The organism is Siccibacter turicensis LMG 23730, from assembly GCF_000463155.2.
GTDB classification, from domain to species: Bacteria; Pseudomonadota; Gammaproteobacteria; order Enterobacterales; family Enterobacteriaceae; genus Siccibacter; species Siccibacter turicensis.
This window is the reverse complement of sequence record NZ_AWFZ01000061.1, coordinates 108535-134184: the sequence shown is the minus strand read 5'-3', so window position 1 is coordinate 134184 and position 25650 is coordinate 108535. Positions and strand designations below refer to the sequence as shown.

The window sequence follows — 25650 nt, the reverse complement described above, 5'->3', positions numbered from 1 at the left end:
TCACCGCCGGGATAGTTACCAGTCCTGCGCAGAGGGCGGGTTTGCTGTTTTACCGTGCCATTTTTTGAGTTCGTGCAGGCTTTTTGGCGAAAGATACACGTTCCCTTTGCCCTCTTTCATGGCCCGCATCAGCCCCAGCGCGGTGAGCTTTTTCAAATCGTCACGCGCCGTGTTTTCAGACACGCCCATGCGTGTTGAGACCTCCATGGCGGTAAACAGCACGCCAGGCTGGTTAATGGCGATAGTCGCTACATCACGCTGGCGACTGTTTATCTTGTTAAAAATTCCGGAATCGTAAAGCCACTGGCGAAGCTCGGTGCGGGTGGTGATTATCTCTTTAATATAATCAATATATTCAGTGACGGCGCGGGAGACGATATCGCATTGGTAATTAACAAAATAAGTTAAATCCATGCCATCCGTTTCAGAATACAAATAGGCGCGTACATATTTCGCCGGCGCGTTTTTTAACAGCTTAGAGACGGAGATATAGCGGAACGCGGTATAGCCGCATTTCAGCATATACCAGTAAAAAAGCGCCCGTGCGGTACGCCCGTTGCCGTCTTTAAAGGGATGCAGATAGCCAATCATGAAATGAATAATGCAGGCTTTAACCAGAGGATGAAGATATTTTTCATCCTCTGCTTGCTCATGCGGAATATTAATAAACTCACACAGTTTCTGTAATGTCTCGGGCAGCGCTTCTGCGGCAGGAGGCGTATGAATAACATTTCCTTCGAGGTCAGCCACCACGACGGCATCTGCGGCGCCCCTGAGTTCTCCCGGAGAATATTTTTCGTCATCAATGCCTTCAATGGCGACGCGATGCATGTTCAACAGCTCGTTTGTATCGAAAGGCTCATCCCCACGCTCCGACACATACTTCATCATGCGCCAGTTGCCCATGATCATTTTCTCGCCTTCATCGCGCGGCTTACGCCCCACTTTCAGCATCTCCAGCGCGACCCGACTGGTTGTCGCGGCGCCTTCGAGCTGGCTTGATGCGATAGATTCCGCCAGCCGTAACTCATCCATTAAATAGTCAGCGGCATCGAATTTTTCATAGCGTTCCGTTTCCGCTGCCGATGACGTCAGGCGATCGACCATTGAACATGATTTCTGGATCGTGGCCGTCGTATTAACGTGAATAACGCCATCATCTTTCTCGCACTCCAGGGGGTTTAAATACATGCATGAAAGGAAACGAGACAGCTTCATCGCGGACCAGAGCGCGTTAACTTTCGCCTGATCCTGATAACGGCGTTTTAACTGGTCATAGTGCAGGTAAGTCCAGCCTCGGAAGCGAATATTCTCTAAATACTCCATCAATAATGCTTCATTCCAGGCGGTCGAGATATCAAGCTCAGGCGGGGAGGATACGCGCACGGTTCACCTCAAAATGACGTTAAATTGAGGTGAAGATAGGATTTGCCTGTTTAAATAGCAAGCAATTTCCCCTGGGGTTGGGGGCATAAACCGAAAAAGCTGGCTCGCAAAAGGCTGACGAGCCAGCGGACCCGCGCTGCGGTCGCGAAAATTCGCATGAAAGGGCATATGCCCAGGAGGATAACGTGGGGGGAGTGGCGCGAGGCCACTCCCGGTAAGACGTAGCGTGCCCGGCAGGCTTTGCCGGGCAGTCGGGCTGATGACTAGAACCAGGCTTCCCACATCGCGCCGACGTTGAACGAATCCAGCGTTTCGTCGTTGGTGCCGTTTACGCGTGCGGTGCGCTCGTTGTCCACTTCACCACCTGTGACGTAGAAGCGCAGCATCGGACGGAATTCCGGCCCCATGGCGATGGAGATGTTCTGGGACAGGGTCAGCTTCCAGCCGTGGTTGTCGCCGCCCTGATCGTAGTCAACGCGCTGCCAGCCCGCTTCAAGCCAGGTGGAGTGCACATCGTTCCACCAGTACATGGGACGGACAATCGCATTGTAGTTGCGGCGGTCGTCGCGGTTGTCCGAGTCGTTGGAATAGTCATGCCACGCGAGCAGATACTCCACCTGGGCCTGCTGGGTGAATCTGTGCAGCCCTTCAAAGCTGGCGTAGATGGTCTTCAGATCGTCGGTTTTGTTGTAAACGCTGTTGTCCGAGTTGTCGGAGTAGCGGGCGATCAGCTTGTTCACGCCGTTGTCACCGGTATGACTCAGCACCACCCCGCCCTGCCAGGCCTTGAGGCGATCGTCGCTCTCCACCGCTTTTGAATCAAAGCCGTAGTTGGCGTACAGCTCCAGATCCAACGGGCCAACCTTCATGCCGTGCACTTTTGAGGTGATGGCGTAGTTGCCCTTATCGCCGGTGCCGGAACCGCCGGTACAGGTGATGCGCGACGGGTTACCCTCGTCGTTCATGATCTCCGGGCTACAGGATTCCACTGCCGCTACGGCCGCTACGTCAAACTGCACGCCGCCAATGTCGAAGTTTTTCACCCCGCCGCCCTGGCCGTCATGGTTCATCCAGAAGTAGTCGTTGATGCCCTGCTGCGGACGCTGGTGGAAGTCGCGGCCTGCCCAGAGGTAGGCGTTCGGGTTGGATTCAAGAATGTTGGTCACACCGGCATAGGCTTTTTTGAGGTTCACCTCATCGCCCCAGTGGTCGATCATGACGTTAACGTCCCAGATTGCGCCGTTATCGCCCTTGAACGCTTTAGAAAGCTGGAATTCGCCGCCGTTGCCTTCGTTACCGAGGCGACCAATGGCCGAGGAGCCGTTATACGACCCGTCCACGCCGACAAACTTCTGATCGCCGGCCTGGAACTGCGCGCCGTAGCGGGCGTAGCCCGAGAACTTCACGCCAAACGGGATCGCCATATCGGGGGACTGCGCCGGGCTTTCCGGCTCGTTGATCACATCGGCTTTTTTCGCGATGGCGGCGTCGATTTTTTCCTGCCGCTCGGCGAGGGCTTTATCCACCGCTTTGGCGACAATGGCGTCAATCTGTTCCTGGGTAAATTCTTGTGCGACGGCATTTCCTGAGCACAGCGCAGCCATGACCGCCAGCGCCACTGGAAGTTGTTTCTGTAATTTCATGTTTGTCTCGATGTAGTATTTTATTTTCAGACAATAATCATCCCGTCCGGATTTCACGGAATAATTGCGCTACCACCATGTCATTGTTTATTGGGTACAGAGCGACACTTATATTTTCGTTGCGGGTTCTCCGTTATTTTATTTATTCATTAACGCTGGTAGAGCTGAATAATCTCTTCGGATAATTCACGCGCCAGCAGCGAGTTCATAAGGTGATCCTGAGCATGCACCATAATCAGCGTCATCGGTTGCCGCGCCTCGCCGGCGTCCTGCTCGATCAGTTTGGTCTGGATATGGTGCGCCCGGCGCGAATAACCGTCCGCTTCTCGCAGCAGGTTTTTCGCTTCCTCTATTTCTCCCTGACGCGCCGCCCGCAGCGCTTCAAAACACAAGCTGCGTGACTGACCGGCATTAACGATAATTTCCATTACGGCTTCTTCTAATTCAATCATGGGGAATACCCGTTTTTAAGGCGTGACGATCCGTAGCGTCGGCAATAGATATCCGACGCTGCGGGGCAATAATGATTACGAACTGACTGGCTGGGCCAGCGGCGCGGTGCTTTGCGCTTTTTGCTCTTCGGTTTTTAACAGGGAACGTTCATAGGCACGCAGGAACGGCAGATACATCAGCGCCGACATCACCATGCACACCAGGCACATCACCAACGGACTGAGCGCCCAGTTCGCCGCCCAGGAGGCACCGATTGGCGCCGGCGTGGTCCACGGCGTCAGGGAGACCACCTGAGACAGCCAGCCGAGCCGCGTCGCACCGTAGGCGAGGCACGCGTTCACCAGCGGAACGCAAACGAACGGGATAAACAGCATCGGGTTCATGATGATGGGTGCGCCAAACAGAATCGGTTCGTTGATATTAAAGAAGCTCGGCACGATACCCATTTTCCCGATGGTCCGCAGATGGGTCACGCGGCTGCGCAGCAGCAGGAACGCCAGCGGCAGCGTACAGCCAACCCCGCCAATCAGCAGGTAGTGATCCCAGAAGCCCTGGAGATAGACGTGCGGCAGTGCCGCGCCTGCCGCCAGCGCCGCCTGGTTTGCTGACAGGTTCGCCATCCAGAACGGGTTCATGATGCCGGTGACAATCAGTGAGCCGTGGATGCCGGCGAACCAGAAAATCTGGCACAGCAGCACGGAGAGCAGGATAGCCGGCAGGGAGTCGGAGGCCGATACCAGCGGCTCCAGCAGGTGCATGATCGCCTGCGGTAAAATCATGCCGGTTTGCGCTTCAATAAACAGGTTAAGCGGGTGCAGCGTACCGATCACCACCATCACCGGAATCAGGATCTCAAACGAGCGCGCCACGCCGGTGGGCACTTCCTTCGGCAGACGGATGGTCACCTTGTGCTGCTTCAGCCAGGCGTATACCCGGGTGGAGTAGATCGCGGTGATCAGCGCGGTAAAGATGCCCTGCCCGGAGAGATATTGGGTAGAGATTTTGCCATCCGCATAGGGCGCCGCCACCAGCAGAAAGGCCATAAACGCCAGCAGGCCGGCCATTACCGGGTCAAGCTGGAACTGCCGTCCGAGGCTTGCGCCAATCCCGACGGAGATAAAGAACGTCATCACGCCCATGCTGAGGTTAAACGGCAGCATCAGCTGTTCGCGATAGTTCTCAGAGAACGTCAACCAGCCGCGGGCGAAGCCGTTGGTGGTGTCGGCGGCAAACGGTGGAAAAATGAACACCAGCATAAACGACCCGATGATCATGAACGGCAGCGCGGCGGTGAAACCGTCGCGGATGGCGATCACGTATTTCTGCTGTCCAAGACGACCAGCCAGCGGGGTAATGGTTTGCTCGATAACGGCAACCATAGACTGATAGAGCGTACTCATAGGGACACCTTTTAGTGCGCCGCTTCGATAAGCGACAGAGCAAAGTCCAGTACCTTATCCCCGCGCTGCATGCCGTAATCCATCGGTTCGATGGGTCTGACCGGAATGCCGTGGGAGGCAGCCTTTTCTGACAACGTGCTTAACATGTATTTCACCTGCGGCCCGAGCAGGACCACCTGATAGCGCGGGAACTGGGTATCAAATTCCGCGACGCCGTAAGCGTCAATCTCAACCGGCAATTCCCGTTCCTGGGCGGCGTCGAGCATTTTCCTTACCAGCAGACTGGTAGACATTCCCGCCGAACAACACAGCATGATCCTGACCATCGACAATCCATCCTCAAATGTAAATAGTTATTGCGGCGTTGATTGGATATCATACGGAAACCGTTTTCCATACGGTGAAATAAGAAGTGGGATACGCGTCAACATCTGCGCCAAATCAGGCTTTTTATTTAGATTTGCATCACGGATTTTTTGGCGTTTTAGGCTGCAAACGGCGTGAAATGGAAAATCGGTTTCCAGAGAAACGGGAAACCCGGTATACTGGGCTGGCGATTTTATGAGCCGAATATCGCCGGAGAATTTTTAGGCCGTATGCAGGCCTGTCAGGGGAAAAAGATGTCAACAATCAACGATGTATCACGTTTAGCTGGGGTATCCAAAGCCACGGTTTCGCGGGTGTTGAGTGGTTCGCGCGGCGTAAAGGAAGCCAGTCGCCAGGCAGTGCTGAAAGCAGTCGAAGAACTGAACTATCGGCCTAACGTTATTGCTCAATCCCTGCTTAGCCAGTCCACCGGCTGCATTGGCGTTATCTGCGCACAGGAAAATATCAACCAGACCACCGGCTATCTGTACGCGCTGGAAAAGCACCTGAGCCAGCATCAGAAACACCTGCTGCTGCGCTTCGCCAACACCCAGGCGGAAGTCATGAGCGCGCTTGACGAGCTGACCTGCGGGCTGTGCGATGACGTGCTGATTATCGGTGCCCGCTTCCCGCTGCACCTGCCGCACGACAACGTTATTCTGGTGGACTGCGCACAAACCGATGTGCCAAACAGCATTCAGTTCGACCACGCCTTTGCCGCGGAAACCGCCTGTAACTACCTGATAAGCCAGGGGCGACGTCAGATTGCACTTATCCATCCGGACACCAACGGCTCCGCCGAACGGGTGCTGCACGGCTATAAGCTGGCGCTGGAAAACAACTTTTTGCCGTTTAATCGCAGCCTGGTGTTTATGGATTCCGTCAGCTCGTCCGTGGCGTTGCAGGAGCTGCTCAACAGTGCGGCCACGCTGAATTTCAACGCGCTGCTGGTCGCCGATGAACAGGAAGCCCAGCGGGTGATTGCCCAGCTTCAGGCGTTTAACAAATCGGTGCCGGGCGACATCATGGTGTTCAGCCTCGCCGGATCGTTACAGCTGCCCGGCATTCCCGCCATTCCGGCGATTGAATATTCTATGGATGCCATGGCGGCACGCATCGTCAGTTGGCTGACTGAGAAAACCCAGCGCGTGTTGGGAGCCAGCGTGCTGCGCGGGGATTTGATCACGCCCACTATCCGCAAGCGCTAAAACAGAACGCCTCCGCAGGGAGGCGTTTTACGTTTCGGCACCCGTGCCGGACAGGCTTATTTCACCGCGGGCTTGTTGCCCCACAGCCGGCGCGAAAAGCTCTCAATTTTGTGTGAGTCGCGGCGCTTCTGCATGGTGCGCGTCCAGCTTACCGACAGCCCCGGCGCACTCAACAGGCGATGATACTGCTCGTCGTCGAACGGCTGGTGCCAGGCGATCGCCGCAGCGTCATGAACGCTGACGTCGCTCAGGCGTGACGCCAGCTCCAGCGGCACGTCGCGGGATACCGCCCCGTCGTTGATCACCCGGTAGAGCCAGCCGGTGCGCGCGCTCTGCTGCATCAGCGCCGCCAGGTTGGCAATGTCGAAGTGGAAATTGACCTTAAAGCACGGCGAACGCGGCTGCGTCACCTGAATCAGCGCATCGCCCCAGCGAAAAATATCGCCGATAAACACGTTCTTCTCGTCCAGCCCGACGCTGGAAAGGTTCTCGCCGAACGCCGGGGGAACGAAGCGATCGGCCTGCTCGGGGCACGCCTGGGCCCAGTAGAGATAGTGCTCGCGCGGATAGTGACACAGCGCGCGATCCGGCCCGCCATGGATTTTCTTCTCGGCCTGCTCGTCACCCTCCAGCCCCAGCCCGGTGAGCATCACTTCACCCTCCACCTCGCGTTTTGCGATGGCGCTTGGCCGGGTTCCTTCGTACTTCTGTACGCGCCCGATAAAGACTTCTACAGGAAATTTCATCTGCGACTCCTTGTGCCTGTGACCCGCCACAGGCTCGCCGCTGCGCGGACGCTTTGCAACAAAATTCGCGATGCGCGGTGCAAAATACGACCACCGTGCGGGTGGAGGAGGACCTGAAGTGCTATCACTAAAAGGAGTGAAACGCTATTTCATAAATAAGGAGTGAACGACGTGACTCTTCAGCCCGCATTTAATGGCGTCTGGTGCCCCTCCATTACGCCGCTCGATACCGAGGGAAATCTTGATCTACCGGCGCTGGCTCGCCACCTGGAACGTCTGACCGCCGCCAGGCTCGACGTGATTTTGCTGATGGGCAGCATCGGCGAGTTCGCCTCGTTTACCCTGGAGGAGCGCCTGCTGCTGATCCGTGAAGCGCGCGCAATGCGCGCCGCGCCGATGGTGGTCAACGTCTCCTCCACCTGCGTGCCGGACATTCTGCGGCTGGCCGATGAGGCGCACCGCGTTGGGTACGAGGCGGTGATGATCCTGCCGCCCTATTACTACGGCCAGACCACGCAACAGCTGCTGGCGTACTATCGTGAGCTGGGACGCCGGATTCAGGGGCCGTGGTTTGCCTATAACTTCCCGGCGCGTACCGGCTGCGATTTAACCCCGGAACTGGTGGCGACTCTCGCTGCGGAGTTTCCGCACTTTGCCGGCATAAAGGATACCGTCGACTGCCAGTCCCACACTCGCAACATGATCCTCGCCACCCAGGCGGTACGCCCTGACTTTACCGTGCTGTCGGGCTACGACGAGTATTACATTCCCAATTTGCTCACCGGGGGCGGCGGAATTATCTCCGGGCTGAACAACATCGTGCCGGAGCTGTTCGTCCGCGCCAGGGACGCCTTCGCCCAGGGCGATCTGGCTACGCTGTGCGAGGTACAGCGCGACATCAGCCGCTATTCGGCGATTTACACCATCGGGGATGATTTTGTGACGACGATTAAAACCGTGGTAGCGCGTCGGTTTGGCTACAGCCAGACCCGATCACGCAATGCGGGCGGTGAATTAACCGCCGCACAGCTGAGCGAGGTGGATGCGCTGTTTGGCATCGCGTAGCGGGCATAAAAAAGCCGACCCTCGGGTCGGCTCGTTCCGTTCAGGACGGCTTATTTTTTAGCGGCGAAACGCGCTGCAGCTTCGTCCCAGTTAACCACGTTCCAGAACTCTTTGATGTAGTCCGGACGGCGGTTCTGGAATTTCAGGTAGTAAGCGTGCTCCCACACGTCCAGGCCCAGGATCGGGAAGCCGGAAGCGCCAGAGATAGCTTCGCCCATCAGCGGGCTGTCCTGGTTTGCGGTAGACACCACAGCCAGTTTGTCGTCTTTCAGTACCAGCCACGCCCAGCCGGAGCCGAAACGGGTAGCGGCAGCTTTCTCGAACTCTTCTTTGAATTTCTCAACAGAGCCGAAATCGCGCTCGATAGCCGCTTTCAGGTCGCCCTGCAGGGTGGTGCCTTTTTTCAGGCCTTTCCAGAACAGGCTGTGGTTAGCGTGGCCACCCGCGTTGTTGCGCAGTACGGTTTTCTTGTCAGCCGGAACCTGGTCCAGTTTCGCGATCAGTTCTTCAACCGGCAGATTCGCCAGCTCAGGCAGGCTTTCCAGCGCCGCGTTGGCGTTGTTAACGTAAGTCTGGTGATGCTTGGTGTGATGGATTTCCATCGTCTGCTTATCGAAGTGCGGTTCCAGTGCGTCATAAGCGTACGGCAGGGATGGCAGTGTATAACTCATAATCATCATCTCCATTGTTGTCGGGCGGCAGAGGTGTAAGCGCCGCGTAAGCAGTGGGTTCATTATAGTTAATTAAATGATCTTGAAAATGTTTATCAATGCCGTACTTTCTCTGTGGTTATAACTTATGGTTATGATTTAGAGCCAGGAATCACAGTTACCGGCATAAAATCCGAATTTTCCCCTCGCCGCGTCGTACCCTCTGCTTGCGATGAAAACGAAACCGAGAACTGTGATCGTTATCGACCCCACCCCCTGAATTTTTGCCAGTTTTCGTTAAGGCACGGCAGTGCATCGAAGGTTCCGCTGTTGCTCACTCTTTAGACTCGGTTATCGGGGACGTGTGCTGACACCCCGTCTCGTTGGTCGATAAACCTGAGGGATAAAAAAAATGAGTAACGCGATAACAATGGGGATCCTGTGGCACCTGGTGGGTGCGGCGAGCGCCGCCTGCTTTTATGCCCCGTTCAAGAAAGTGCAGCGCTGGTCCTGGGAAACCATGTGGGCGGTTGGCGGGTGCGTTTCCTGGATAATCCTGCCCTGGACGGTCAGCGCCTTGCTGCTGCCCAATTTCTGGGCCTACTACGACGGGTTCAGCCTCTCGACGCTGCTGCCGGTTTTCCTGTTTGGCGCCATGTGGGGCATCGGGAACATTAACTATGGGCTGACCATGCGCTACCTGGGCATGTCGATGGGCATCGGCATCGCTATCGGCATCACGCTTATCGTCGGCACGCTGATGACCCCGATCATCGCCGGGAAATTTGACGTGCTGATTGGTACAGCAGGCGGACGCATGACCCTGCTCGGTGTCGTCGTGGCGCTGGTTGGCGTCGCTATCGTCACCCGAGCCGGTCAGCTTAAAGAGCGCAAAATGGGCATCCGGGCCGAAGAGTTCAACCTCAAGAAGGGCCTGCTGCTGGCGGTGATGTGCGGTATTTTCTCCGCCGGAATGTCCTTCGCCATGGACGCCGCGAAGCCGATGCATGAAGCCGCGGCGGCGCTCGGCGTCGACCCGCTCTACGTCGCCCTGCCAAGCTACGTGGTGATCATGGGCGGCGGCGCGGTGGTGAACCTGGGCTTCTGTTTTATCCGCCTGGCGAAAGTGAAAAACCTGTCGATAAAAGCCGACTTCTCGGTGGCGAAACCGCTGCTGATTGCCAACGTGCTGTTCGCCGCGCTGGGTGGGCTGATGTGGTACCTGCAGTTTTTCTTCTACGCCTGGGGCCACGCCAGAATCCCGGCGCAGTATGACTACATGAGCTGGATGCTGCACATGAGCTTCTACGTGCTGTGCGGCGGGCTGGTGGGGCTGCTGCTCAAAGAGTGGAAAGCGGCAGGCCGGCGACCGGTGAGCGTGCTGAGTCTGGGGTGCGTGGTGATCATTATTGCCGCAAACATCGTCGGCCTGGGCATGGCGAACTGACTACGCCGCCACGCGACTGCGATGACGCCACTGGCTTGGCGTCATCCCCACTTCCCGGGTAAACACCACCGAAAAATAGTTACTGTCCTCAAACCCGCACCGCATCGCCACTTCCCCGATCATCAGCTCCGTGTGCTGCAATAAATACTGGGCGTGGCACACGCGCAGCTGGCGCAGATAGTGGTTGATGGTCATTCCGGTCTGGGCGCGAAACTGCTGGCGCAGCGTGCGCTCGCTGCACTGCTCCCGCTCGCAAAACGCATCCACCATAAAGGGCCGGTTGAGGCTGCCCGCCAGGGCGGTGATCAGCTTATCGAGCAGGGTTTCGCTGGCGGTGGCCTGAAGATTATCGGTGCCGTAGCGGTGGCGGCTTAGCGTCAGCACCAGCTGGGCAAACAGCAGTTCGGCCATCTGGTGACTGGCCACGGCAGCGGCCTGTTTACTCTCCTGCTCCAGCAGGGCGATCACCTGCTTTGCCTGCGCCATGCCGGTCGTGCCCAGCCGCCAGTGCGGCGTCCAGCTCGTCGCCTGAAAGCCCGGGATGTGCTGCCCCCAGTCGACGTTGAGCGTCAGCCGCTCCGGGCAGTAGATCACGTTTTGCAGCACCAGATCGTTGACCGAGGCGTAGGCGTGCTTGTCTTCGGCGCGGATATAAAACAGGTCACCGCGGGTGATGCGGTACGGACGTCCGTTAAGAATGTGCAGACCGTTGCCGCGCCACACCAGTACCAGCTCGCAAAACTCGTGAGTATGCTCAGCAAACACATGCTGCGGATAGCGATCCGCCACGGCGACCGGCTGCGTGGCGCTGGCGAAAAAATCGGCTTTACGAAGAATTAACGGGTTGCCCACAGCATCACCTCAGCGGCTAATAACCCTTTATTATTAACCACGTGACGTTCAAAAGTCGGTGACTGCTCTCGCGTTACTGACCAGAAACATCGCGCCCCTGGCGAATATCGCGCGGCGACCAGTTGAACTCGCGGCGAAACAGCGTCGAGAAGTGATTGCTGTCGCCAAAGCCGCACTGGTAGGCAATGTCGGTGACGCTCTGGTCGCCGTGGCGCAGCAGGTGGCGCGCTTTGATCAGGCGCAGGCGGTTGAGATAGCGCTGCGGGGTTAATCCGGTCTGCTGCTTTAGCTGACGGTGCAGCGTGCGCAGCGAGAGTGAGAACCGCGCCACCAGCGACTCCCAGCACACCTCCTCGGTAAAGTGATCCTCAAGCCAGGCCAGCAGCTGACTCAGCCGCGCATCGTTATTCAGCGCGCCCTCTGCCCGGCTGCTTCTGCGCAGCATCACCAGCAGCTGCATAAACAGCATTTCACGGTTGGCGAGGGCCGGCGCGTCTGACGCCTCATCGTCCTGCTCCAGCTGCTGCACGATCTGCCGCACCTGATTGAGTGTGCTCTGGTTCACGCGCCAGTGGGAGGGGTAGTGGCCCTCGGTCTCCTGAGGCAGCAGCTGGTTGAGGCCGGAGAGAAACTGGAACGCGTCCGGCGAGCGGTACAGCACGTTGGTCAGACAGAGGTTGTCGGTGTGCTCATAAAGGTGACGGTCATGATCGCGCACATAGCAGATGGTCCCGCCGCTGATGGTGTAGGGCTGGCCGTTGAACACGTGAATACCGGTGCCGTGTTCCACAATCACAATTTCATGAAAATCATGATGATGCTCAGGAAATGCGCCCTGAGGCAGCCGCGGCTCGATGGCCACCGGCGCGTTGCCTGACGGAAAGAAATCCACGCTATGTAGTACGGTCATAACGCCCCCTGCGATGAGAAATTTTCTCAAATAGTAATTAAGGGTCGTCAACCTCACCTTGAATTTTCGACCGTAAAACCGCCAAAGCCTGTCATTTTTTCAAGAAACAGCGGGAAAGATCGGGAAATGCGGCGAGCATCACATCCCGCTGGCCGACGCCCGGAACGAGATTCTGTGAACTGCCTCACGTTCACCTTTGCTTTCTTGCCAGCCCGCCCGCAAGCCTGTCCGTGGGGAGAAGGTTCAGCGCCAGGCACTTTTTTAGACTGGACGCAGTGATTACCAGAAGGATCTCAACATGGGCTTTCGTTATTGCGTCGCAGTCGATTTAGGTGCCTCCAGCGGACGCGTCATGCTTGCCGAATACGACCCCACCACCCGGGCGCTCGCCCTGCGCGAAATGCACCGTTTCGCGAACGCCCTGCAAAAAAAACAGGGCCATGCGTGCTGGGATCTCGACAGCCTGGAGGCGGAGATCCGCACCGGGCTGGAAAAGGTCTGCCAGCAGGGCATTCAGCCCGACAGCATCGGGATAGATACCTGGGGCGTGGACGTGGTGCTGTTGAACCGCGAGGGCGAACGCGTGGGGCTGCCCATCGCCTACCGCGACGATCGCACCAACGGCGTGATGGCCCAGGCCTGCCGCCACCCCGGCAAAGCGGAGATTTATCGCCGCAGCGGTATCCAGTTTTTGCCGTTTAACACGCTCTATCAGCTTTACGCCCTGGCGCAGCAGCAGCCGGCGCTGCTCCCGGAGGTGGCGCACGCGCTGCTGATCCCGGACTACTTCAGCTACCGCCTGACCGGCAACCTGAACTGGGAGTACACCAACGCCACCACCACCCAGATGGTGAACATCAACACCGATAACTGGGACGAGACGCTGCTGGCCTGGACCGGTATTCCGGCGGGCTGGTTCGGCACCCCAACGCACCCCGGCAACGTTATCGGCCACTGGCGCTGCCCGCAGGGCAATGCCATTCCGGTGGTCGCCGTCGCCAGCCACGACACCGCCAGCGCGGTTATCGCCTCGCCGCTGGCGGGAAAACACGCGGCCTACCTCTCCTCCGGCACCTGGTCACTGATGGGATTCGAGAGCAAAACGCCCTACACCAGCGACGCCGCGCTGGCGGCCAACATCACCAACGAAGGCGGCGCGGAGGGGCGCTACCGGGTGCTGAAAAACATCATGGGGCTGTGGTTGCTCCAGCGCGTGCTGAAAGAGCAGGCGGTGGCGGATCTGCCCGACCTGATTGAGCGCACCCGCGCCCTGCCCGCCTGCCGCTTCGTCATCAACCCGAACGACGATCGTTTTATCAACCCGGAAAACATGAGCGCAGAAATTCAGGCCGCCTGCCGCGACGCGGGCCAGCCGGTGCCGGACGGCGACGCGGCGCTGGCGCGCTGCATTTTCGACAGCCTGGCGCTGCTCTACGCCGAGGTGCTGAGCGAGCTGGCCGCCCTGCGCGGCCACCGCTTCGAACAGCTGCACATCGTCGGCGGCGGCTGCCAGAACGCGCTGCTGAACCAGCTCTGTGCCGATGCCTGCGGCATCACAGTGATCGCCGGGCCGGTGGAGGCGTCCACCCTCGGCAATATCGGCATTCAGTTGATGACCCTCGACGAACTGCACAACGTTGACGACTTCCGTCAGGTGGTGCGTGACAACTACGCCCTCACCACCTGGACCCCCAATCCCGATCATGAAATTGCCCGCTACGTTGCGCAGTTTCAGCAAAAACGACAGAAAAAGGAGCTTTGCGCATGACCACTCAACTTGAACAGGCATGGGAACTCGCAAAACAGCGCTTCGCCGCCATCGGCGTTGACGTTGAGGAGGCGCTGCGCCAGCTTGACCGCCTGCCGGTTTCAATGCACTGCTGGCAGGGCGATGACGTTGCCGGGTTTGAAAACCCGCAGGGCACCCTGACCGGCGGGATTCAGGCCACGGGCAACTACCCGGGCAAAGCGCGCAACGCGCAGGAGCTGCGTGCCGATCTGGAGCTGGCGTTCAGCCTGATCCCCGGCCCCAAACGCCTCAACCTGCACGCAATCTATCTGGAGTCCGACACCCCGGTGGCGCGCAATGAGATCAAGCCTGAGCACTATAAAAACTGGGTGGAGTGGGCCAAAACCAACGGGCTGGGGCTGGATTTTAACCCGTCCTGCTTCTCACACCCGCTGAGCGCCGACGGCTTTACCCTGGCCCACGCCAACGATGAGATCCGTCAGTTCTGGATTGACCACTGCAAAGCCAGCCGCCGCGTATCGGCCTTTTTTGGCGAGCAGCTCGGCACCCCGTCGGTGATGAACATCTGGATCCCGGACGGCATGAAGGACATCACCATCGACCGCCTGGCCCCGCGTCGGCGCCTGCTGGCGGCACTCGACGAGGTAATCAGCGAAAAGCTCAACCCGGCGCACCATATCGATGCGGTAGAGAGCAAGCTGTTCGGCATTGGCGCCGAGAGCTACACCGTCGGCTCGAATGAGTTTTACATGGGCTACGCCACCAGCCGCCAGACCGCGCTGTGCCTCGATGCCGGCCACTTCCATCCTACCGAAGTGATTTCCGACAAAATCTCCAGCGCCATGCTCTATGTGCCGCGCCTGCTGCTGCACGTCAGCCGTCCGGTACGCTGGGACAGCGACCATGTGGTGCTGCTGGATGACGAAACCCAGGCCATCGCCAGCGAAATCATCCGCCACAACCTGTTCGATCGCGTTCACATCGGCCTCGACTTCTTTGATGCCTCCATCAACCGCATCGCGGCCTGGACCATCGGCACCCGCAATATGAAAAAAGCGCTGCTGCGCGCGCTGCTGGAGCCCACCGACACGCTACGCGCGCTGGAGAACCGCGGCGACTACACCGCGCGCCTTGCCCTGCTGGAGGAGCAGAAGTCGATGCCGTGGCAGGCGGTCTGGGAGATGTACTGTCAGCGCCACGACACGCCGGCGGGAAGCCAGTGGCTGGACAACGTGCGCGAATACGAGAACGGCGTGCTGCGCGCACGGGCGTAACCTCACCGCGACCGAAAACGCGCTTCGCGACAACAGGCGCCTCTCTTTTCCTCTCCCTGGCGAGAGGTCAGGGTGCGGGGAGATCTCCGCACCGTACCAACAGGAACCACAAGACAATGCAGAACATTCTCGACGCCTGGTTTGTCCAGGGCATGATCAAAGCCACCTCCGACGCCTGGCTGAAGGGCTGGGACGAGCGCAACGGCGGCAACCTGACGCTGCGTCTGGGTGACGCCGATATCGCGCCGTTTCACGCCGATTTTCACCCCCAGCCGCGCTACATCGCCCTGAGCCAGCCGATGCCGCTGCTGGCGAACACGCCGTTTATCGTCACCGGCTCCGGCAAGTTCTTCCGCAACGTGCAGCTCGACCCGACCGCCAATCTCGGCATTGTGAAGGTCGACAGCGATGGCGCGGGCTATCACATTCTGTGGGGATTAACCCACGATGCGGTGCCGACTTCGGAACTGCCGGCGCACTTCCTCTCGCACGCCGAGCGCATGCGCGCAACCCAGGGCAACGATCGCGTGATCATGCACTGCCACGCCACCAACCTGATTGCCCTGACCTACGTGCTGGAAAACGACAGCAATCTCATCACCCGCAAGCTGTGGGAAGGCAGCACCGAGTGTCTGGTGGTCTTTCCGGACGGGGTGGGCATTCTGCCGTGGATGGTGCCGGGCACCGATGAGATTGGCCGTGCCACCGCAGACGCGATGCAGAAGCACGCCCTGGTACTGTGGCCGTTCCACGGCGTGTTCGGCAGCGGCCCAACGCTTGACGAGACGTTTGGCCTGATCGACACCGCCGAGAAATCCGCCGAAGTGCTGGTAAAAGTCTACGCCATGGGCGGGATGAAGCAGACCATCACCCGTCAGGAGCTGATTGCGCTGGGTCAGCGTTTCGGCGTCTCGCCGATGCAGTCGGCGCTGAACCTGTACGACTAAGCCGCCAGCCGCCTCCAGCACAGACGGAATTGAACGCCCCCGGCGGCATAAATGCTGCCGCCGGGGATCGAGCTTTATTCTTAAGGAGAGTAATCATGAGCTTTATGCTGGCGCTTCCTAAAATCAGCCTGCACGGCGCAGGCGCCATCGGCGACATGGTGCAGATGGTCGCGGGTAAAGGGTGGGGCAAGGCCCTGATTGTTACCGATGGACAGCTGGTGAAGCTGGGCCTGCTGGACAGCCTGTTCAGCGCGCTGGACACCCACCAGATGTCGTACCACCTGTTTGACAAGGTATTTCCCAACCCCACCGAGACGCTGGTGCAGGAGGCGTATGACGCCTGGCGTCAGGCGGACTGCGACTACCTTATCGCCTTCGGCGGCGGCAGCCCTATCGATACCGCCAAGGCGGTGAAAATCCTTACCGCGAATCCTGGCCCGTCCACCGCCTACGCCGGCGTCGGCAACGTTACCCATCCCGGCGTGCCGCTGGTGGCAATCAACACCACCGCCGGAACGGCGGCGGAGATGACCAGCAACGCGGTGATCATCGACCCGGCGCGCCACGTCAAAGAGGTGATCATCGACGCGCATATCATTCCCGACATCGCCGTGGATGATGCCAGCGTGATGGTCGCCATTCCGCCAGCCATCACCGCCGCCACCGGCATGGACGCTCTGACCCACGCGGTGGAAGCCTATGTGTCGGTGGGGGCGCACCCGCTGACCGATGCCAACGCGCTGGAGGCGATTCGCCTGATTTGCCAGTGGCTGCCGAGAGCGGTGGAGGACGGCAGTAACCTGGAGGCGCGCGAGATGATGGCCTGCGGGCAGTATCTGGCCGGGATGGCGTTCAACAGCGCCGGGCTGGGCCTGGTTCACGCCCTCGCCCATCAGCCGGGGGCCACCCACAACCTGCCGCACGGGGTGTGCAACGCCATCCTGCTGCCGATCATCGAAAACTTTAACCGCCCGAACGCGGTGGCGCGCTTTGCCCGTGTCGCTCAGGCGATGGGCGTGAACACGCAGGGCATGACCGAGGAGGCAGCAAGCCAGGCCGCCATCACCGCCATCCGGCAGCTCAGCGCCAGGGTCGGTATTCCGTCAGGCTTCAGCCAGCTCGGCGTGACGAAAGCGGATATCGAAGGCTGGCTGGACAACGCGCTTGCCGACCCGTGCGCCCCCTGTAACCCGCGCACCGCCAGCCGCGACGAGGTGCGCGACCTCTATCTGGAGGCGCTATGATCCGTAAAGCCTTTGTTATGCAGGTGAACCCCGACGCGCACGCCGAATACCAGCGTCGTCACTCCCCCATCTGGCCCGAACTGGAAGCGGTGCTGAAAGCCCACGGCGCGCACCACTACGCCATCTGGCTTGATGCGCAGCGGAATCTGCTGTTCGCAACGGTGGAGATTGAATCGGAAGCGCGCTGGGATGCGGTGGCGCAGACCGAGGTCTGCCAGCGCTGGTGGCAGCACATGCGGGACATCATGCCCGCCAATCCGGATAACAGCCCGGTAAGCGAGCCGCTGACGCCGGTATTTTATTTGCCGTAGTGGCCGTAACAAAAAGCCCGCGCAAGCGGGCTTTTTTATGTAGCAACAATAGCGCGTTTTACTGCGGGTCGATGATATCGACAACCTTATCAAGCACTTCACGCATGACCGAGGCTTCCACCGTAGAGTGATATCGGGCACCACGTGCTTTCAAATCCATACTTCTCATCATGTAACACAGAGCCACACCGGTTACGCTGCCTTTATCGGTACTGCCGCCGTCCAGCGTGACCGTAACCTGCGCAGATCGCGCGGCGCTTCCACCTGTGGTAATGGGCACACAGGTGGCGACGCCTAATGCTTTGACCAGCTGTTTATCTGTAATCACCAGATAATAGTGTGGACCCTGAAATTCGCGGCCTGTTGTCGGGTCGCCATTTACGTGCCAGATTTCTCCCTTATGCGGAAATTTCATCCCTGGTGCCATCTACACGATCTCCTTGCCAACAGGTGGGGAGTTCAACGCATCGCCCATCGCCTCGTTAAGCTGTTGAATTTCATCCTTGTCGATACCCTTAAGAAGCTCGGCGAGTGATTTTTTCCCCCGCGGACGCGGCTGTTCCGATGTTACCGTCAGCGATTGACCGGCAGGGTGCAACTCCACCACCATTCCTGCTTCCCAGTTCATTTGCATCAGCGTTTCTTTAGGGATGGTCATGATGACCGCCCCACCTTGTTGCCTTAGCCTTGTTGCGTTCATTTCAGACCCCAAGTCTCACAAAGTAACACTTTTGAGCATAACATAATCATCCGCGCGCTGTAACGCTGTTTAAATATTAGACGCGCTGCGCCAGCTTCTCTGGCTGCGCTACCTCACCTTTGCGTTTGCTGGATGAGAGGGTAAACGCCGACACCACCGTCACGGTCAACACGAAGCAGCCGAGCATCAGGTAGGTATCCTGGAAGCCGATGCGGTCGTACATATTGCCGGCGAAGGCGGAGAGGAAGATCGCCATCATCTGTTTTGAGAACTGGAAACCAATCAGATAGATGGTGGCGGAAAGGCGGGTATCGAACACGCCGGTGATATATTTGAAAGCACCCACCAGCAGGAACGGCACTTCCAGCGCGTGCAGCATCTTCAGCGCCACCACTTCCACTACCGTGGTGGCGAAAGCCGAGCCGATGATGCGTGTCGCCATGATGGTGCCGGCGATCAGCAGGGTATTTTTCGCACCGATGCGGTTAATAATCCACGGCGAGCAGAACATGATGATGGCATTGCACAGCTCCCCGGCGGTGGTGGCGAAGCCAAATGCCCGCGTGCCGGCTTCCGGCGTGGCGAAGAAGGATTTAAAGAAGGTCGCGAACTGCTGATCAAACACGTCGTAGACGCAGGCCACGCCAACAACGTAGAGAATGAACATCCACATCTTTGGCAGACGGAACAGACCGAATACCATCTTCGCGGTGATCTGCGGCTGGTTTGCTCCCAGCGCACCCATCACCTGCGCCGTCTGATTCGGTTTTGGACGCGCCAGGATCAGCAGCACCATCATCAGCAGTGCCGCGCCGGACCCCATCCAGAACACCAGCGCCGGATTAACGTTGAACAGGATCCCGGCGGTGGAGGCGCATAACCCCCAGCCGAGACAGCCGAACATGCGTGCCTTGCCGTATTCAAACGCGCTGTTGCGGCTGACGCGTTCAATATAGGCCTCAATCGCCGCCGAACCGGATGAAAAAACGAAGCCAATATACAGCCCGCCACTCAGCGCCCCAAGCCAGATGTTTACCTTCAGCAGCGGACCAAAAACGTAGAGGAAAAACGGCGCAAACAGCACCAGCAGCAGGGTGATGATCCACAGCAGGTGCTTCTTCAGCCCGAGCTTATCGGAGATCACGCCAAGCAGCGGCTGGAAGCTGATGGCTGCCAGCGAGATGCAGGAGAAGACGATGCCGGTATCGGTTTTGTTCAGGCCAATGATGTCCGACAGCCAGATCGGCAGGAACGGAAAACAGGTCGCCATGACAAAGAAGTAGAGAAAAAAGAACAGACCGAAAATCCAGAAGTTAGGGTTATTTTTGTAGGTACAGGCGGTGGTGTTCATTCAGGATATCCTCAAAGGCGTGGCGCGTCGGGGCCATGCGGCCCCGCTCCGTTACACTCGTTCAACGACAATCAGCAGGGCCGTTTCCGGGTCCATCACCGGCAGCTGCAGCCCGGCCTGCGCCAGCCATTCGCCGCTGGCGCTGACGGGCGACGTCATCCAGCCTGGCAGCTTGCGCATGGTATGCCCGCCGGCACCGGTTAACGGCAGGGTGGACGGGTCTTCCAGCCGAATCTGGTAACGCGCCCCTGGCTCCAGGCCCGGTATTCTCAGTGCGCCGGGCAGCGTGTAATCCGGCATCGCCAGCTGGCTCACCAGCCACAGCCCCTGGGTTTTATCCTCGCTCACCACGCCCTGTACCTGCGTGGTGGCGTCCGGCATCGCCACCCGCCACATCGTGCCGGAATGGATCAGCCCGCGCCAGCGCCTGTAGAGCGCGGAATAGCGCTGGTAGCCTGCGTATTCCTCGGCATCGGCGGTGACCGGGTCCAGCTCCAGCCCCATATGACCAAACAGCGCCGTCAGGCCGCGGAAGGCGATGCTGTGCTGGCGAAACGTGGCATGACAGCGGCGGTTGCCGATATGCGCGCCCATCACTTCCGGCGGGAAGAAATAGCTCATGCCGCGCTGGATGGTGCTGCGCTCCAGCGCATCGTTATTATCTGACGCCCAGAAACGGTGGCTGCGGGTCAGCACTTCGTAGTCGATACGTCCCCCGCCCGAGGCGCAGGACTCAAACTCCACCTGCGGGAAACGTGCCCGCAGGGTGTCGAGCAGGCGATAGAACTGGCGCGTCTGGGCGTCTGCTGCGGCTCTGTCATGATGCCCGGGCTGCACCAGCTCGCGGTTCATGTCCCACTTCACGTAGTCGATGGGATGCTCACCCAGCAGCCAGCTCAGGCGCTCCACCAGATAGTCAAACGCCTCGGGAATACTCAGGTTCAGCACCCACTGGTGACGTCCGGTGGTTTTCGGGTAGCCCGGCAGCGCCAGTACCCAGTCGGGATGAGCGCGACAGAGATCGGAATCGGGGTTAATCATCTCCGGCTCTACCCAGATACCGAACTCCATGCCGAGGGATTTCACGTGGTCGATCACCGGCATCAGCCCGTCCGGATACTTGTTCTCATCGAGATACCAGTCGCCGAGCGCAGCATGGTCGTCATTACGTCCCTTAAACCAGCCGTCATCGATGATAAAGCGCTCGACGCCCAGTTCGGCGGCGCGGCTCGCCATCTGCATGATGTACGCGGGGTCGTGATTGAAGTAGATCCCCTCCCAGGTATTGAGATGCACCGGGCGCGGCTTGTCGCCGGGGAAGCGGATAATCTCGTCGCGCAGGAAGCGGTGGAACTGCTGGCTCATGCCGTTCAGCCCGGCGGCGGAGAAGCTGGCATAGAGCCACGGCGTATGCAGCGTTTCCCCCTCTTCCAGCGCTATTTCACCGGGCAGATAGAGCGCTTCGGCCTGGATCAGGCGGCGGCCATCGGTTTTCGCTTCGCACTTGATGCGGTGGTTGCCGCTCCAGCCAAGATGCACGCCCCAGACGTCGCCCTGCTGCTCGTGGAAGCCCGGCGTGCCGGCAATCAGCGCCGGAAAATGTTCATGTGAGGTGCGCCCGCGGCGGTTTTCCAGCACGAAGCCGTCATGGCTCAGCGCTACGCGGTGCGGCTGGAACTCGCGGATCCAGCGACCGTGAAACGCCATCACCTCGCCCGCCCGCTCCGGCACCGGCAGCGTGACGGCGAAGCGATCCACCTGCCACGGCTGGGCACGCTGGTTGGTAAGCGCGTGGCGCACCTTCAGCACGCCGCTGTCGGTCAGCACCAGTTCGCTGACCAGCCCCAGACCGGCATTGACGTCCTCGCAGAGGATCGTCAGGGCATTGCCCTGCTGCGCCACGCGCGTCGGCGTAAAGACCGGCGAGGCGTCCAGGCCGTTGCGATGCCCCTCCAGACCCGGCGCGCCAAACAGGCCATGGCCGTTCTCGGCCATCAGCGTAATCGGGGAATCGACATCCAGCCGACCGTTAGCCACCGGGCGCGTCAAACTGTGGCGATCCTGCGGCGAAAAGTGGGCAAGATGCGCCCCCCAGTAAACAATTTCCGGGAACGGTGCGGTAGTGATGATCACATCGGTGGCACCACTGGTGAGGCGGTAACAGCGCGCTTCCATAAAGCATCTCCTGAATCGGGTCTGCGTTAACTGTTGATCCGAAACGTTTCGGATGCCAACCACAATGTTTCGGTTATGTGAGCGTTGTTAAATTATTGAGAATTATTGCGGAGGGGAATTCAGGGTCACGCCGGGGAAAAACTCTGGCTGCCAGAGCACCTGCAGCTGCGTCAGCGGTTCACCGGCAATGAGGCGGCGCACCATATCGGCAATCTGCTGCCCCACGCCCTGACGGGTGGACTGGATCACCGCAGCAACGTCAAGTTCAACGATGCTGTCCGGCGGCAGACCATCGTACACCACCAGCGATACCGCGTTGTCACCTTGCAGACGACCGAGCGTTTGCAGCGCCATTGCCGCGCCATCGCCGTGGGAGTTGCAGTCGGTGACGATCGCCGTGGGCGGCGTGGGCAGTGCGAGCAGCTCCAGCGTCGCTTTATACCCGGCGCGGCGGGTAGGCGGCAGCAGGCGCAGCCAGGCGTCGGAGAGGTGATGCGCACGCAGCGCCTCGCGCCAGCCGTCCCGTCGCTGGGTGATAAAGGCCTGGCTGTTGTTCTCCCCGAGCAGGGCAATGCGCTGATGGCCGAGCGCAATTAGCCGCTCCGTTGCCTGCCGGGTTCCGGCCTGATTATCGAAATCAAACCAGGCGTAGGGCTGCGCAAGCTGGCTGCGGCCCAGCGCCAGAAAAGGGAAATTAGCGCGCTGTAACTCCTGCAGCCGGGGATCGTTATCCAGCGTGTGCGCGACGATCAGGGCGTCGACGCGGCGGCTCTGCACCTGACGCATATAACTGTGGCGGTCCGCCAGATCGTCATCGGCAATCAGCAGCAAATCGATTTCGTACTGCGCCAGTTCGCGGCTGATCTCGCCCACCATCCCGAGAAACACGCTGTTATTCAGCGGGGCGGGCAGCACCGGAAACACCAGCCCGACGGCGTCGATTTTGCCCATTTTCAGGCGGCGGGCGAAGGTATTTGGCCGGTAGCCGCGACGCTGCGCTTCCGCTTCGACGCGCGCCCGGGTCTCCTGCGAGACGTCGTCATAGCCGTTCAGCGCACGGCTGACCGTGGTGACGGAAAGACCCAGATGTGTGGCGATGGCTTTTAGCGACATGGTAAGCGGCCCGTAAAGAGTGATCGCGGGCTAGTGTCGCGCATCCCCGCCACCGAGTCCATATAACAAAAAAAGCGCCCTCAGGCGCTCTTTCGACATGAATTCATTTATTTAGACAGTTCAGCGGTCATATGAACCTGGTCGCGGTTGAAGGCGGAGGTGATTTTATACGACGCGCCCATCTCCTGCGCCTGTGCGGCAATTTTCGCTTCGGTATCATCGAGCGTAGAACCGGTTGCGGTCACGGTCTGGCCAGCAAAAGCACCGAAAGCGGAGGTCAGGGCGAGAACTGCAACAAAATTTTTGATAGTTTTCATCGGGTATTCCTTCATCGTAATTTGTCAGGGAGAAGGCTTATCGCCTTCGATGGAGTAATAATAGACCCCACTCCCCTCAACAAAAAGCGGAAGGATTTGCTGAGCTTGTTCATAAAAATTGAACTAGTCATGCTATCAGTTCTGTTCGGCCACCAGCAGCGCCTGCGTATCCGGCTCCAGCGCGCGAAACACGTGTTCGCGATCTGCCGGATAACAGATGTAATCCCCCGGATGCAGCTCTTCTGCGGCATCCATCAGCCCGACCACCGCCCGGCCCTGGGTAATAATAATGTGCTCCACCGAGCCCGGTGAATGCGGCTGTGAGACGCGATCCGCGCCCGGCTGCGCCATCAGCAGATAAATATCGCGCCGTGCCGTTGGCGGGCAGGTCGCCAGCAGGATCGCCTGATAGTTGGCCTGCTCCGCCACCACGCGGGTGCCCTCCCCGCGACGGATAACCTGCGTCGGGGCGGCCTGAGGTTCGAACAGGCGCGCAAACGGAATGCCCAGCGCCACGCACAGCGCCCACAGCGTTTCCAGGCCAGGATTCCCTTTACCCGCTTCCAGCTGGGAAAGGGTGGATTTCGCAATCCCGGCGCGGCGGGCAATTTCCGCCAGCGACAGACCGGCACGGGTGCGCTCGCGCACCAGGCTTGCGGCAATAACTTCAATGGGCGGGTTCATTTACCCCTCCGGTTGTTCTTTATAACGAACGATCGTTCGCTTGAAATTCATACTCACTGTGTTCATTATAATGAATACTCGTTCGATATGGTTAACTATCTATGGTAATGCAACGGTTTGCTTGTCTGAGCGGCGACACTAAAAAAGCCATTTTCCTGGTATGCCTGGCGGTGGGCGTGGTGGGCGTCTCTTACGGTTCGCTGGCGATGGCCTATGGTTTTCCGCTCTGGCTACCGCTGGTGCTGTCGGTGTTCGTGCTGGCCGGGGCGTCAGAATTTATGTTTATCGGTATCGTCGCCAGCGGTGGGCATCCCCTTGCCGCCGCCGCTGCGGGCCTGCTGGTTAACGCCCGCCATATCCCCTTCGGCGTGGCGGTGCGCGAGCTGGTGGGCAGACGTGCCGCCGCCGTGCTTGGCAGCCACATCATGAATGATGAAAGCGTGGTGTTCGGCCTTGCTCAGGCCACTCACGAGCAGCGCAAAGCCGCGTTCTGGCTGTGCGGACTGGGCGTGGCGCTGGTCTGGCCGCTTGGCGCGCTGATTGGCAGCGCGATCGGCACCCTGTTGCCCTCGCCCGAAGCAATTGGCCTGGATGCGGTATTCCCGGCCATTCTGCTGGCGCTGGTGATCCCGGCGCTGAAAAACCGCACCACGCTTATTCGCGCCACCAGCGGTGCGGCAATTTCGCTGGCGGCTGTGCCGTTCGCGCCGGTGGGGCTGCCGGTGCTGCTGTCGCTGCTCGGCGTTGTAATGAGGAAGAAATGATGCACGATACGCTGTTGGTGATTCTGGGGATTATCGTGCTGTCGCTCGGCACCTGGCTGATGCGGTTTGGCGGGGCGAAGCTGGGGAACCGCATGGCGCTGTCTGAACGGGCGCAGGGCATGCTGTCGGATGCGGCGACTACCCTGCTGTTTGCGGTAGCGCTGGCGACCACGCTCTATTCCGGCACCAGCTTTGGCGGCATGGCGCGCCTGTGCGGCGTCGCGGTGGCGGTTCTGCTGGCGTGGCGCAAAACGCCGCTGATTGTGGTGATTATCGCGGCCGCCGCGGTGACTGCCGGCCTGCGTCAGCTCGGCGTTCCCTGATTATCCTTTCAGCAGGGTTAACGCCACTTCCGGCATCTGGTTCGCCTGCACCAGCACGGCGTTGCCCGCCTGCGAGAGGATCTGCGCCCGGCTCATCTGGCTGACTTCCAGCGCATAGTCGGCATCTTCAATGCGGCTGCGCGCCGCCGTGGTGGCGAGCGTGCTCTGCGCCAGCGTCGATTTCGCCGATTCAAAGGTATTGATAAGGCTGCCGTACTCCCCACGGTAGCTGCTCACCTTCTCCAGCGCCTTGTCCAGTGCCCCAAGGGCTTTACTCGCCTCGTCCGCCGGATCGAGCCGACTTTTCGATATGCCGAGGGTTTTGGTGTCCGCCGGGGTGGGCGCGATGGTTTTTTTTGTCATTTCATCGCCGAAATTGGCGCTGGTGACGATCTCCACCGGCGCGCTGGCGCGTGGCGGTTTGGCGGGCGTCTGAGTCGGCTCCGGCAGCGAGCCCCAGGTAAGGTTGCTGCTGAAAGAGCCGTTCCCCACCACCATTACGATCAAATCTTCCGGAACGGTGCCCAGTAGGCGAATACGCTCCTGCATCTGCGCACCGTTTTGCCCATCG

The 25650-nt window shown here is 59.4% G+C and carries 27 protein-coding genes; 10 read left to right on the top strand and 17 right to left on the bottom strand.

Going from position 1 to position 25650, the window contains the following annotated elements; all coding sequences use genetic code 11:
* Positions 1-15: 15 nt before the first annotated feature.
* From DW58_RS18565 to DW58_RS18545, 5 genes are all read right to left on the bottom strand, one after another.
* Positions 16-1386 (bottom strand): Fic family protein, encoded by a 1371-nt coding sequence (locus DW58_RS18565; RefSeq protein WP_024547910.1) that lies wholly within the window; start codon positions 1384-1386, stop codon positions 16-18.
* Positions 1387-1649: 263 nt separating this feature from the next.
* Positions 1650-3029, bottom strand: a complete 1380-nt coding sequence (locus tag DW58_RS18560; protein ID WP_024547911.1) for a carbohydrate porin — start codon at positions 3027-3029, stop codon at positions 1650-1652.
* Positions 3030-3178: 149 nt separating this feature from the next.
* Entirely contained in the window at positions 3179-3481 is a 303-nt protein-coding gene (locus DW58_RS18555) for a PTS lactose/cellobiose transporter subunit IIA (RefSeq protein ID WP_024547912.1), read from the bottom strand.
* Between the two features lie 75 nt (positions 3482-3556).
* Complete coding sequence (locus DW58_RS18550; protein ID WP_024547913.1) at positions 3557-4882, bottom strand: PTS sugar transporter subunit IIC; 1326 nt, start codon at positions 4880-4882, stop codon at positions 3557-3559.
* 11 nt (positions 4883-4893) lie between these two features.
* A complete protein-coding gene (locus DW58_RS18545) occupies positions 4894-5208 on the bottom strand; it encodes a PTS sugar transporter subunit IIB (protein WP_024547914.1) in 315 nt (104 codons plus the stop codon).
* A 294-nt stretch (positions 5209-5502) separates the two neighbouring features.
* On the opposite strand from DW58_RS18545, the gene DW58_RS18540 reads away from it, so the two are divergent.
* Entirely contained in the window at positions 5503-6456 is a 954-nt protein-coding gene (locus DW58_RS18540) for a LacI family DNA-binding transcriptional regulator (RefSeq protein ID WP_024547915.1), read from the top strand.
* 56 nt (positions 6457-6512) lie between these two features.
* Here the strand turns inward: DW58_RS18540 and yiiM are convergent, their stop codons facing one another.
* On the bottom strand, positions 6513-7202 hold the full coding sequence (yiiM, locus tag DW58_RS18535) for a 6-hydroxyaminopurine reductase (protein ID WP_024547916.1): 690 nt from the start codon (positions 7200-7202) through the stop codon (positions 6513-6515).
* Between the two features lie 171 nt (positions 7203-7373).
* Here yiiM and DW58_RS18530 point away from each other — a divergent pair, with 171 nt between their 5' ends.
* On the top strand, positions 7374-8267 hold the full coding sequence (locus DW58_RS18530) for a dihydrodipicolinate synthase family protein (protein WP_024547917.1): 894 nt from the start codon (positions 7374-7376) through the stop codon (positions 8265-8267).
* 50 nt (positions 8268-8317) lie between these two features.
* Here DW58_RS18530 and sodA read toward each other — a convergent pair whose 3' ends face one another.
* Entirely contained in the window at positions 8318-8938 is a 621-nt protein-coding gene (gene sodA / locus DW58_RS18525) for a superoxide dismutase [Mn] (protein ID WP_024547918.1), read from the bottom strand.
* Between the two features lie 391 nt (positions 8939-9329).
* Between sodA and rhaT the strand changes: the two genes are divergently transcribed.
* A complete protein-coding gene (gene rhaT / locus DW58_RS18520; RefSeq protein WP_024562678.1) occupies positions 9330-10364 on the top strand; it encodes an L-rhamnose/proton symporter RhaT in 1035 nt (344 codons plus the stop codon).
* On the opposite strand, the gene rhaR is transcribed toward rhaT, so the two are convergent.
* Positions 10365-11216 carry an HTH-type transcriptional activator RhaR gene (rhaR, locus tag DW58_RS18515; protein WP_024547920.1) on the bottom strand — a complete coding sequence of 284 codons (852 nt, stop codon included), beginning with the start codon at positions 11214-11216 and terminating at the stop codon, positions 10365-10367.
* A 73-nt stretch (positions 11217-11289) separates the two neighbouring features.
* A complete protein-coding gene (gene rhaS / locus DW58_RS18510; protein WP_024547921.1) occupies positions 11290-12126 on the bottom strand; it encodes an HTH-type transcriptional activator RhaS in 837 nt (278 codons plus the stop codon).
* A gap of 298 nt (positions 12127-12424) precedes the next feature.
* Between rhaS and rhaB the strand changes: the two genes are divergently transcribed.
* From rhaB to rhaM, 5 genes are all read left to right on the top strand, one after another.
* Positions 12425-13894: a rhamnulokinase gene (rhaB, locus tag DW58_RS18505; protein WP_024547922.1), complete on the top strand. Its 1470-nt coding sequence runs from the start codon at positions 12425-12427 to the stop codon at positions 13892-13894.
* Positions 13891-15150, top strand: coding sequence for an L-rhamnose isomerase (gene rhaA, locus DW58_RS18500; protein WP_024547923.1), 1260 nt, complete (start codon positions 13891-13893; stop codon positions 15148-15150). Before rhaB ends, rhaA begins: the two co-directional genes overlap by 4 nt.
* Positions 15151-15266: 116 nt before the next feature.
* Positions 15267-16097 (top strand): rhamnulose-1-phosphate aldolase, encoded by an 831-nt coding sequence (gene rhaD, locus DW58_RS18495; protein WP_024547924.1) that lies wholly within the window; start codon positions 15267-15269, stop codon positions 16095-16097.
* 95 nt (positions 16098-16192) lie between these two features.
* Positions 16193-17341, top strand: coding sequence for a lactaldehyde reductase (gene fucO, locus DW58_RS18490; RefSeq protein ID WP_024547925.1), 1149 nt, complete (start codon positions 16193-16195; stop codon positions 17339-17341).
* Positions 17338-17652 carry an L-rhamnose mutarotase gene (gene rhaM / locus DW58_RS18485; protein ID WP_024547926.1) on the top strand — a complete coding sequence of 105 codons (315 nt, stop codon included), beginning with the start codon at positions 17338-17340 and terminating at the stop codon, positions 17650-17652. The genes fucO and rhaM overlap by 4 nt, the downstream gene beginning before the upstream one ends.
* A gap of 58 nt (positions 17653-17710) precedes the next feature.
* Here rhaM and DW58_RS18480 read toward each other — a convergent pair whose 3' ends face one another.
* The 7 genes from DW58_RS18480 to DW58_RS18450 all read right to left on the bottom strand — a co-directional run bounded on the left by DW58_RS18480 (position 17711) and on the right by DW58_RS18450 (position 23992).
* A complete protein-coding gene (locus tag DW58_RS18480; protein WP_024547927.1) occupies positions 17711-18079 on the bottom strand; it encodes a type II toxin-antitoxin system PemK/MazF family toxin in 369 nt (122 codons plus the stop codon).
* Positions 18080-18310 (bottom strand): AbrB/MazE/SpoVT family DNA-binding domain-containing protein, encoded by a 231-nt coding sequence (locus tag DW58_RS18475; RefSeq protein ID WP_152525672.1) that lies wholly within the window; start codon positions 18308-18310, stop codon positions 18080-18082. It abuts the gene before it with no gap.
* 118 nt (positions 18311-18428) lie between these two features.
* Positions 18429-19703 (bottom strand): MFS transporter, encoded by a 1275-nt coding sequence (locus DW58_RS18470; RefSeq protein ID WP_024547929.1) that lies wholly within the window; start codon positions 19701-19703, stop codon positions 18429-18431.
* Between the two features lie 51 nt (positions 19704-19754).
* Positions 19755-21878, bottom strand: a complete 2124-nt coding sequence (locus DW58_RS18465; protein WP_024547930.1) for an alpha-galactosidase — start codon at positions 21876-21878, stop codon at positions 19755-19757.
* 102 nt (positions 21879-21980) lie between these two features.
* Positions 21981-22991, bottom strand: a complete 1011-nt coding sequence (locus DW58_RS18460) for a LacI family DNA-binding transcriptional regulator (RefSeq protein WP_024547931.1) — start codon at positions 22989-22991, stop codon at positions 21981-21983.
* Positions 22992-23098: 107 nt separating this feature from the next.
* On the bottom strand, positions 23099-23308 hold the full coding sequence (locus tag DW58_RS18455; RefSeq protein ID WP_024547932.1) for a YdgH/BhsA/McbA family protein: 210 nt from the start codon (positions 23306-23308) through the stop codon (positions 23099-23101).
* Positions 23309-23443: 135 nt separating this feature from the next.
* A complete protein-coding gene (locus DW58_RS18450; protein WP_024547933.1) occupies positions 23444-23992 on the bottom strand; it encodes a helix-turn-helix domain-containing protein in 549 nt (182 codons plus the stop codon).
* Positions 23993-24093: 101 nt separating this feature from the next.
* On the opposite strand from DW58_RS18450, the gene DW58_RS18445 reads away from it, so the two are divergent.
* Both DW58_RS18445 and DW58_RS18440 read left to right on the top strand, forming a co-directional pair.
* The gene (locus tag DW58_RS18445) at positions 24094-24756 is read left to right on the top strand and encodes an AzlC family ABC transporter permease (RefSeq protein ID WP_024547934.1); all 663 of its coding nucleotides are present in this window, start codon (positions 24094-24096) and stop codon (positions 24754-24756) included.
* Positions 24756-25079 carry an AzlD domain-containing protein gene (locus DW58_RS18440; protein ID WP_024547935.1) on the top strand — a complete coding sequence of 108 codons (324 nt, stop codon included), beginning with the start codon at positions 24756-24758 and terminating at the stop codon, positions 25077-25079. Before DW58_RS18445 ends, DW58_RS18440 begins: the two co-directional genes overlap by 1 nt.
* Here DW58_RS18440 and DW58_RS21480 read toward each other — a convergent pair.
* The coding region (locus DW58_RS21480; RefSeq protein WP_268873306.1) for a flagellin at positions 25080-25650 on the bottom strand (571 nt) is incomplete at its 5' end.